The sequence below is a fragment of the Ferrovibrio sp. genome (assembly GCF_019636075.1).
Classification (GTDB): domain Bacteria; phylum Pseudomonadota; class Alphaproteobacteria; order Ferrovibrionales; family Ferrovibrionaceae; genus Ferrovibrio.
Window position 1 is genome coordinate 1 of sequence record NZ_JAHBYG010000080.1, and the last position, 5,528, is coordinate 5,528.

Annotated in this window: 10 protein-coding genes and 1 pseudogene; 1 reads left to right on the plus strand and 10 read right to left on the minus strand. The window is 61.2% G+C overall.

Going from position 1 to position 5,528, the window contains the following annotated elements; genetic code table 11:
- Positions 1 to 405 (minus strand): annotated as a pseudogene (locus tag KF827_RS19375) (excinuclease ABC subunit A); the annotation flags it as partial.
- A 127-nt stretch (positions 406 to 532) separates the two neighbouring features.
- Here KF827_RS19375 and ssb point away from each other — a divergent pair.
- Positions 533 to 1,093: a single-stranded DNA-binding protein gene (gene ssb, locus KF827_RS19380; RefSeq protein ID WP_291009228.1), complete on the plus strand. Its 561-nt coding sequence runs from the start codon at positions 533 to 535 to the stop codon at positions 1,091 to 1,093.
- Positions 1,094 to 1,131: 38 nt separating this feature from the next.
- Here the strand turns inward: ssb and KF827_RS19385 are convergent, their stop codons facing one another.
- The 9 genes from KF827_RS19385 to KF827_RS19425 all read right to left on the minus strand — a co-directional run.
- On the minus strand, positions 1,132 to 1,530 hold the full coding sequence (locus tag KF827_RS19385) for a hypothetical protein (RefSeq protein ID WP_291009231.1): 399 nt from the start codon (positions 1,528 to 1,530) through the stop codon (positions 1,132 to 1,134).
- A complete protein-coding gene (locus tag KF827_RS19390) occupies positions 1,527 to 1,835 on the minus strand; it encodes a hypothetical protein (RefSeq protein WP_291009234.1) in 309 nt (102 codons plus the stop codon). The genes KF827_RS19385 and KF827_RS19390 overlap by 4 nt, the downstream gene beginning before the upstream one ends.
- A gap of 26 nt (positions 1,836 to 1,861) precedes the next feature.
- Entirely contained in the window at positions 1,862 to 2,170 is a 309-nt protein-coding gene (locus KF827_RS19395; RefSeq protein ID WP_367273155.1) for a CsbD family protein, read from the minus strand.
- A gap of 55 nt (positions 2,171 to 2,225) precedes the next feature.
- Positions 2,226 to 2,444 (minus strand): CsbD family protein, encoded by a 219-nt coding sequence (locus KF827_RS19400; protein ID WP_291009251.1) that lies wholly within the window; start codon positions 2,442 to 2,444, stop codon positions 2,226 to 2,228.
- A 260-nt stretch (positions 2,445 to 2,704) separates the two neighbouring features.
- The gene (mazG, locus tag KF827_RS19405; protein WP_291009237.1) at positions 2,705 to 3,514 is read right to left on the minus strand and encodes a nucleoside triphosphate pyrophosphohydrolase; all 810 of its coding nucleotides are present in this window, start codon (positions 3,512 to 3,514) and stop codon (positions 2,705 to 2,707) included.
- A 510-nt stretch (positions 3,515 to 4,024) separates the two neighbouring features.
- On the minus strand, positions 4,025 to 4,516 hold the full coding sequence (locus tag KF827_RS19410) for a hypothetical protein (protein ID WP_291009240.1): 492 nt from the start codon (positions 4,514 to 4,516) through the stop codon (positions 4,025 to 4,027).
- Positions 4,513 to 4,827: a hypothetical protein gene (locus KF827_RS19415; RefSeq protein ID WP_291009243.1), complete on the minus strand. Its 315-nt coding sequence runs from the start codon at positions 4,825 to 4,827 to the stop codon at positions 4,513 to 4,515. The genes KF827_RS19410 and KF827_RS19415 overlap by 4 nt, the downstream gene beginning before the upstream one ends.
- A complete protein-coding gene (locus tag KF827_RS19420; protein ID WP_291009246.1) occupies positions 4,827 to 4,970 on the minus strand; it encodes a hypothetical protein in 144 nt (47 codons plus the stop codon). The genes KF827_RS19415 and KF827_RS19420 overlap by 1 nt, the downstream gene beginning before the upstream one ends.
- Positions 4,970 to 5,528, minus strand: a 559-nt coding sequence (locus KF827_RS19425) for a transglycosylase SLT domain-containing protein (protein WP_291009248.1), incomplete at its 5' end; no start/stop codon positions are given. The genes KF827_RS19420 and KF827_RS19425, both read right to left, overlap by 1 nt.

The window sequence follows — 5,528 nt, forward strand, 5'->3', positions numbered from 1 at the left end:
CTGGCTCACGGTCTGGCTTTCGATCGGCAGGCCGGTGGCCGGCGAATAGGGCACGCCGATGCGGGCATAGAGCAGGCGCAGGTAATCGTAGATCTCGGTGACGGTGCCCACCGTGGAGCGCGGATTGCGCGAGGTGGTTTTCTGCTCGATGGAAATCGCCGGGCTGAGGCCGTCGATATGATCCACATCGGGCTTCTGCATCAATTCCAGGAATTGCCGCGCATAAGCCGACAGCGATTCGACATAGCGGCGCTGGCCTTCGGCATAGATGGTGTCGAAGGCCAGCGAGGATTTGCCCGAGCCGGACAGGCCGGTGAGCACCACCAGCTTGTCGCGCGGAATATCCACGTCCACGTTCTTCAGATTATGCTCGCGGGCACCGCGAACCGAGATGGTCTTTTGCATGGCTGTTTTCGGCGGGTCTGGGTTCGGGGGAGGAATTTTCTGGGTGGCAGCCCTTCATTATACGCCAACTGGATGATACAAGACCAGTTAGAGAACACGGGTGGTATTCAGCAGCGGAGCGAAATCCATGGCGGGCAGCGTCAACAAGGTGATTTTGGTTGGAAATCTGGGCCGCGATCCTGAAATCCGCTCCATGCAGAGCGGCGAAGAGGTGTGCCAGCTTTCGATTGCCACCTCCGATACCTGGCGCGACAAGAGTTCCGGCGAGCGCAAGGAGCGCACGGAATGGCACCGCGTGGTGATTTTCAACGATAATCTGGTGAAAATCGCCAAGCAGTATCTGAAAAAGGGCGCCAAGGTTTACCTGGAAGGCTCGCTCCAGACCCGCAAATGGACCGACAAGGACGGCCAGGAGAAATTCACCACCGAAGTCGTGCTGCAGCGCTATCGCGGCGAGTTGACCATGCTGGATGGCGGCCGCGACGGCGGCGGCATGGGCGGCGGGGGCGGCGGCATGAGCGGCGGCGATGATTACGGCGACACCTATGCCGGCAGCGGCTCTGGCGGCGGCTCTGGCAGCGGAGGCGGCGGCCGGTCCTCGGGCGGCGGCTATTCCGGTGGCGGCAGTTCTGGCGGCGGTCGCGCCCCGGCCCGCAACAACGACCTGGACGACGAAATCCCGTTCTGAGCGCGCCTCCGCAGCCGACCTACTTGTCCGCTGCCAACCTACTTGCGCAACAGCAGATAAGTCAGACCACCCAAAGCCGCCGCGGACAGCATGGCGGCTTTGGGATTCTCGCGCACCATCGGCCCCAGCGGCGCCAGACTTTCCTGCAGCATATGCTGCATTTCCTGGCCGGGATCCGGCCGCAGCCGATAAGCCAGCAGGCCGCCCAGGCCGGATAGCGTCAGCATCAGCAAGGCGGCGAGCAAACCGGCCAGCGGCGGCACCACCCACAGACACAACGCCAGGAAGGCCGCCCAGCCAAGCAAGAGCAGGCCGCTCAGCAAGGCGAGGGCAGCCACCGCCCCGGCCACGGCAACGACAGCCAGGCGGCGCCGTTGCCGCGCCGAGGCGGCGGCCTGGAGGCCTTGGAAGGCCAGCCCGAAAAGCTGCAGGCTCATCGCCGCAGCAGCAGGCCGGCGAGGATGGCACCGGCGGCAAACGCGGTGACCAGGCTGGTGCCCGGGCGTTCGCGCACGGTGTCTTCCACCTTGTTCCAGGCCTCCTGGCCCTTGTCTTTGGCATCGGCCAACAGGGTGTTCAGCTTTTCCTGCAACAGGCCCAACTCGGCCTCGGCGGCGGCGCCGCCTTCCTGCTTGGCCTTGCTGAGCAGGGCGCCGAGTTGGTCTCCCAACTCGGCCACCTGGTTATGCAGCGCACGGAAATCGGCTTCTACGCTGCGGTTCGCGGGGGTGCTACGCGGCATGGTACAACTCTCCTTGATGTGACGGATTAATGCGGCTGGCGGCGGCTGGCCGCAGCCTTGTTGCTGGCCTCATTGGCCTTGTCGAGTTTGTCGGCAGCTTCCATCCAGGCGCTGATTTCGCGCTCGGCCTCATCCTTCATGATGCCGTAGCGCTCCTGCAGCTTACCGACCAGCTGCTCGCGGCGGCCGTCGATCACCGTCAGATCGTCGTCGGTCAGCTTGCCCCAGCGCTCCTTGGCCTTGCCCGAGAACTGTTTCCAGTTGCCCGCAACACGGTCCCAGGAGGGCAGGATGCCGGCGATCTTGGCTTCAACACGCGCGGTGGTATTGGTCATGGTATTTCTCCGGAAATTTATGTGAATTAGAGTTGGTTTGGGAAAACAGCGCAGGTTACTGCTTGGGCTTCACCAACTCGGTGCGTTCCCAATCCTTTACCTGCTTCTCGGCCTCCGCCTTGGCGATGCCATAGCGTTCCTGCACCTTGCCGATCAGCTCCTGGCGCTGGCCGTTGATGACCGTGAGATCGTCATCGGTCAGCTTGCCCCATTTCTGCTTCACCTTGCCGGCAAACTGGTTCCAGTTGCCTTCCACCTGTTCCCAGTTGGGCAGGATGTCGGCGGCGCGGGCCTGGGAGATGGTGAGCGGCGCCGCAAACAGGGCGAGGGCGGCCACGGCAGGGATCAGTATTTGGTTCTTACGCATGTCTATATCCTCCGTTGCTTCAAATCCGGCGGCGGCTATCAGTGCCGTCCACGGAGTAAAAGCTGGCGGTGGGATATGGCCTTTCCTGGGTCGGGAAAGGGTAATGCCAAGGCGATTGGATGGCCGGAATAAGGCGGGTTGAATTTTAACCCATTGGAATCAATCGGCTATTTTTCCAGGTGCTTAGCCTTGTTCCAGGCCGCATCCATGGTGGCGAGGTCGCAATCGGCCAAATCCTTACCATCAGATTTAAGTATATTCTCCATACTACTGAATCTCTTTTCAAATTTACGATTTGCAAAGCGGAGGCAATCCTCCGGATCAAGTTTAAGATGGCGCGCTAAATTTGCGACAACAAATAGAAAATCACCAAATTCTTCAGTGATGCTTTCAGATGAACCATTATTTTGGATTTCTTCTTCAAGCTCCTGTAATTCCTCTCTGATTTTGGAAAAAACTGGAGCCTTATCAGGCCAGTCGAAGCCGACCCTGGCGGCACGGTTCTGCAATTTCACCGCCCGGGTCAGGCCAGGCAGGCCGCTGGTGACGCCAGCCAGGACCGGGGAGATATCTGGCGGAAATTGCTTTTCTTTTTCAGCACGTTCCGCTGCCTTTATGGATTCCCAATTCACATGAACGGCATCCGGCTTGTCGACCTGAACATCGCCAAAGACATGCGGGTGGCGGCGGATCAGCTTGTCGGAAATACCATCGGCCACGGCCTCGAAATCGAACAGACCGGCTTCCTCGGCCATGCGGGAATGGAACACGACCTGCAGCAGCAGGTCGCCAAGCTCGTCGCGCAAGGCCGGCATGTCGTTGCGCCGGATTGCATCCTCAACCTCGTAGGCTTCCTCGATGGTATAGGGCGCGATGGTGGCGAAGCTCTGTTCCAGATCCCACGGGCAGCCGCCATCGGGATCCCGCAGCTTGGCCATGATGCCGAGCAGGCGTTCAAGAGCGGCATTACTCGACATGGAAGGCTCCGGACTGGCTGGGGTAAACGACACGGAAAAATGGCCTTGGGGCGAGGCAGTTTAGCATTCCGAAGACAGTCGGAACCATATCTACAAATATCGGATAATGTATATTATGGAAAATCAAGCGGCGCATTCTCCGGGGGATTAAGTCTCTGTTTACTCGCCTAAAACAGGCTATCCCCGATGGTTCCGATCTGGCTTATTCACAGGCTTGACGCGTCCGAACTGAAAGACCTTGCGGACGCCTATCAGCGCACTGCCGCAGATCTCTACGAGCGCGCCCGGGTGGCCCTGGAACAGGAAACCATCCGGGCGGCCCGGCTGCGGGCTGCCCAGACCAAACGGCAATCGACATGGGACCGCGACCGGGAGATCACCCTGGCATGGCAGGCTGGCGCCACAGAGGCCGATATAGCCGCCAGGACCGGGCTTTCCACCCGTCAGGTGCGCCGCATCGCCCAGGCCGGCCTAGAGCGCGCCAGAGGCCGTCTGGACGCCCTGGCGGGCCTATCGGCTGGCAAGGTGCCGCGCAACGCCCTTCACGGCAGCCCTGGCGGCCCTTTGACCCGCCCCGCGGGCCGCCTTTCCAGCCGCCCGACGCACAACGCCCGTGCGGCCCTCGACCGCCACCAAGGCGACCACCACCAGACCGACCAAAATCCACGGCAGCCAGCGCCGCAGCGTCTCATTGTTGACCAAGCCAAGGCCGGGGCCGGCGAATAAACCGCTGCTATCGTAATAAGCGCCCTGCTTGGTCAGGCCGTAATTGTCGATGCCGGTAGACAGGCCGGGGTGATAGATTTCCTCGATCTGCTGCGGCGCCAGATCGTCGGGCAGCCGTCCGACCGTCAGGCCGTCACCCTCGCCCGGCACGTCCGCCACCCACATCCGACCGACTAGCCGCACATTCCGAACATAGGGCTTCCGCGCAACCACTTCCGATGCGCTCCGATAGGTGGCGCCGGTTATCGATATCTCCATATCGACAGGATTACTCATGCGAACTCCAGTCCCAGCAGACCGAGTAATATGCGCAACGGCGCGCTGAAATCGACAACCGGCAGCGCGAGGCCATAGGCCGCCAAGAACGGCTGCACAACCACGCCGTAGATCACGGCAAAAGCCATGGCATACATCACCACCGCGCGCGGCGTGAAGTAGTTGCGGCTGCGCTCGCCTTCCAAGGTCGCATCGATCTGCTTGGACGCGCGCTCGTGGCTTTGATCCTGCGCCTTCACCTTATCCGGCAACACGCGATCCAGCACCTTGCCGCCGATCCCCAACAATCCGGTGATGATGCTGCCCAGCATTATTCCGCCGCCTCTGATTTGAAGACACGCTCCAACAGCACTTCGATTTTCAGAACGCGACGATCAAGGCGCCAAAAGAGATATATCACCGCCGCCGCCAGAGGCGCGTTGGCCATCGCCAATATCTCTTTGACGGCATCCATCACGCGTAGCCCACCCAATCGGCCATGTAGAGCTCGACCTTGGCGGCATAGTCGATCCGCGCGCCGCCCTTCACGACATAGCCGACGCCGGCATTGTAAGCCGACAGCAATTGTTCGCGCGACGGCGGCCCGATGCGCGCAGCAAGGTAGTCGTAGGACCACTTCAATTGGCGCATGCCAAAGCGGATGCCGATTTCAGGATCGTACATTTGCTCTGGGCTGCCGACCATGCCGCGATCCCGCGCCGTGCTTTCCAACACCTGCATGAGGCCGTAGCTTGCTTCACCCAGCCGGGCTTCATAGCGATAGGCGTTCGGTCGATAGCTGCTCTCGGTCGCAATCATGCCCATGATCAACGCGGGATCAAAAAACCCGCCGAACTCATCGGCATTCAGCCGGCGCACAATCGCCAGATACGCAGCGGGTCCGGTCAATACGCTATTCATCGGCCCCGGCTCCGTCACCGTCACCGCCGCCGTCGCCCGGCGCGTCATCATCACCCACGCCACCGCTGCCAGCGCCATTATCGCCAAGGCCCTCACCATCGCCCTGCCCTCC